The organism is Succinivibrio dextrinosolvens DSM 3072 (assembly GCF_900167015.1).
GTDB lineage: Bacteria > Pseudomonadota > Gammaproteobacteria > Enterobacterales > Succinivibrionaceae > Succinivibrio > Succinivibrio dextrinosolvens.
Window position 1 is genome coordinate 1 of sequence record NZ_FUXX01000080.1, and the last position, 3,424, is coordinate 3,424.

3 protein-coding genes are annotated in these 3,424 nt (G+C 39.2%); 1 reads left to right on the forward strand and 2 read right to left on the reverse strand.

The features are described 5' to 3' along the window. Nucleotides 1–89: 89 nt before the first annotated feature. Nucleotides 90–839 carry a DMT family transporter gene (locus B5D46_RS11790; protein WP_078929621.1) on the reverse strand — a complete coding sequence of 250 codons (750 nt, stop codon included), beginning with the start codon at nt 837–839 and terminating at the stop codon, nt 90–92. A gap of 23 nt (nt 840–862) precedes the next feature. Beyond that, nucleotides 863–1,366, reverse strand: a complete 504-nt coding sequence (locus B5D46_RS11795) for an FxsA family protein (RefSeq protein WP_078929622.1) — start codon at nt 1,364–1,366, stop codon at nt 863–865. A 306-nt stretch (nt 1,367–1,672) separates the two neighbouring features. Here B5D46_RS11795 and B5D46_RS11800 point away from each other — a divergent pair, with 306 nt between their 5' ends. Next, nucleotides 1,673–3,319, forward strand: coding sequence for a methyl-accepting chemotaxis protein (locus B5D46_RS11800; RefSeq protein WP_078929623.1), 1,647 nt, complete (start codon nt 1,673–1,675; stop codon nt 3,317–3,319). Nucleotides 3,320–3,424 lie beyond the last annotated feature (105 nt).

Consider the following 3,424-nt stretch of genomic DNA (forward strand, 5'->3'; position numbering starts at 1 on the left):
GGTCAAATTAAAAGGTCGAACTCCTTGTGAAGTTAGGAATTCAACCTTAAAATTATCGTAAATTGTTTTTGTTCAATTTACTGGGGTCACTACATACTTGCACCTACTCTTGAGATTGCATAATTCCAGGAAGCAAAGGAAACAACTCCGGCAAAGACGGAAAGAACAAAGAAGTACCAGGCATCAGATAGTGTAAAGCGGTAAACCTCTAGAGCTCCCATACATAGACCAGTAATCAGACACAGAGTGGCTCCAAAAAGGCCTGTGTATGCTGTCACCACCAGTGCACTGATATTACTTGAAAGTCTCCAGCTGATAATTACGTACACTGACCACATGATTTCACAAACCAGCACCAGGAGCTCGCCTATATTAAACTCAAAGTTTACAAGAGTACTGATGGAACCTTTGCAGACAATAAAAATCGCTCCAAAGCAGGATATGAATATACCAAGCCAGCCTGAGGAGGAAAGACGCTCCCCTATAAAGAAGAAAGCCAGAATAGAAGTCACAGATGGACCGATACTCTCGATAATTGCTGCATTTGAAGCAGGTGTAAAGCGAAGACCCTCAAACAGAAGTGAGTTATGAAGAAAGATTCCAACTACGGACATTATCAGTAGAATCTTAAGATCATGCCCTGATACCAGAAGCCCCCTTTTTCCGTGAAGTATCAGAATCAGAGCAAAAAGAATCAGAGCAACTACATAGAATCTGGCGGCAGTTATCAGCATTGGAGACATCGAGTCCTTTAAGACTCTGCCGCACAGAGGGGTGGCGCCCCATATAAAACAGGCTAACAGAAGAATCAGGTAATATTTAAGTTTACCGTTCAGCATAGCATCAGTTCTGGGCCTGTGAATTAGCTGTTCTTTGAGTCAGAATCATCTGAATTAGATGCTGAGCCTTCAATAGTATTGTGATTCAGTTCCTCGTTATCATCCTGAACCACAGTTGCTGTGCCGTCAATGGTTCTGCCCTTGGAAAAAACATCAGAGAAGCCTTCTGAATTAGATGATTTAAAGGCAAAACTGGTTCCGCTTCCGCTTTTTGAAGAATAAACCTTTGCGCACTTGCTCTGAACAAAAGGCAGTAACAGCAGCAGAGCCAGAATATCAGAGATAAAACCAGGGAAAAAGAACAGGAATCCAGCTAAAGGAAGAAAGATAATCTTGATATCCACAACCCCCTGCTGCATCTGAGCCATAACACTCTTAAAACATCTTTTAATTATTACAGCACCTATAACCATCATTGCAAACATCAGGAAGATTACATTAAGTCCACCGATGTAGCCGCCAATCTTGATTAACAGCAGGATTTCCAAGACAAAAAGGATAACTAGGGATAAAAATAATTTCTGCATAATCTATATCTTTTCATGTGAGTTGAAGTATGAACGGAATTTTATGACATTTTAAGCGTAACAGAAAAAAAAATAATGAGAAAAAATAGTTATGAAAATAGTTTTTTTTCTATAAAAAACAAATTGTGATACATATCTTTTTTACTTAATCACACCTCGACTAAATGTGAGCAGTTTATCAAAACAATTCTTATTATTTAATTATAAAAAAAATAATGACGTATACATAAAGTATCGGGACTAACAAAATAACCTAATTATTTCCCCATAAATTCATATTCAGTATTCTAGTATGTCGAGGTTAAGATGGGATTATCTAAACTAAGTCTAAGGGCTAAGCTTATCATCGGATTTACAGTATTGAACGTACTGATCCTGATTACTTCAGCATTCTCTGTGTTGACCACAAATTCAAACATTGATGCGTCATATAACGTAAGTATGATCTTAGGTAAATCTTACAACCGTGTTATGAATACACAGAAAGCACTGGAGAGATTTGATGTTTATACAATTGAATTTCTGACAGATGACAGCGGCAAGATTTCAAATGATGAATTCATGAAAGTGTCATCAGAAATGATTGAAGAGATCGCCAAGGTAACCAACACCATGAATGAGAAGATCATCGGTGTTCTGCCTTCTTCTGATGCCTACAAGAATAACATTCTAAAGGCAAAGGTTGACGTTTCAGAATTCTCTAAGTATTTCAAATCAACAATTGTTGATCTAATCAATCAGAATAAGAAAGAAGAAGCTCTTGATCTGTACCTGAAGGATGTTAACCCTAAGTTCAGAAACTGCAAGGTTCTTTTCGAACACCTAATCGATGAACAGGTTGCCCTATCAACACAGATTGTTCAGAAGAACTCCAGCAAGACCCCAATGTACATCTCTATTGTAATCGCAATTGTTGCAATCCTGATTGGTCTGATAATCACTACAAATCTGACCTCATACATCAAGAAGAACTTCTCTGTACTGATTGATGCAATGAAGAAGATGGCTCATGGTAATTTCAACTTCAAGATTGATAATCATTCCAAGGATGAGTTCGGTGCAGTATTCGACAGTTCCATCGAAATGCGTCGCAAACTTGGAGGATCAATTTCAGATGTTGTAAATTCATACCGTGAACTTGGTGGACAGCTTGAGACCATCAATAGTCAGGTAATGCAGATTGCTGATGCAATTTCAGAGGCAGAAAGCCGTTCAATGACAGTATCTGCAGCATCAGATGAGATGGTATCAACAACTGGTGATATTGCAAAGAACTGTGAAAGTGCCGCACACCACTCAAGTCAGACTCAGGAAATTACCCAGAAGGGTGTTGATGAAATTGAAACTGTTATTGCTCAGATTAGAAATCAGGCTGAGAAGACCCGCCGTGACGCTGATCTGATCAAAGAGCTGGTAGATCAGAGTAACAAGATTGGTTCAATTGTTCAGACCATTGAAGATATTGCATCTCAGACCAACCTGCTTGCTCTTAACGCAGCTATTGAGGCTGCCCGTGCTGGTGAGGCTGGTAAGGGATTCGCTGTGGTAGCTGATGAAGTTCGTGCTCTTGCATCACGTTCATCTTCATCTACTCAGGAAATTACCAAGATGGTTTCTCAGATTCAGACCGATGCTAACAGCGCAAATGAATCTATGACCCAGAGTCTTGGTGACATGAACGAACTTGCAGACAAGGCTGCAGGTGTTACCGATATTCTTAATGATATTATCAACCGAGTTGAGGATGTTAACAGTCAGATTGCTCAGATTGCTACAGCTGCTACCGAGCAGACCACAGCAACCTCTGAAATTTCTACCAACATGCAGGGTGTAAGCAATCTTACTCAGGAAAGTTCAAACATCTCCCAGACTACATCTCAGCAGGTTCAGCAGATTCAGGCACAGTCAAAACAGCTGCTTGAGAAGCTGTCTGTATTTGATATTGGAGAATAATCGTACTATTACTAATACTGAAGTTGAGGGTGACTAAAAAGGTCGCCCTCTATTTTTACCTAAATTTTGTGGTTTTATTAACATTATTGATAATATTTTTATATT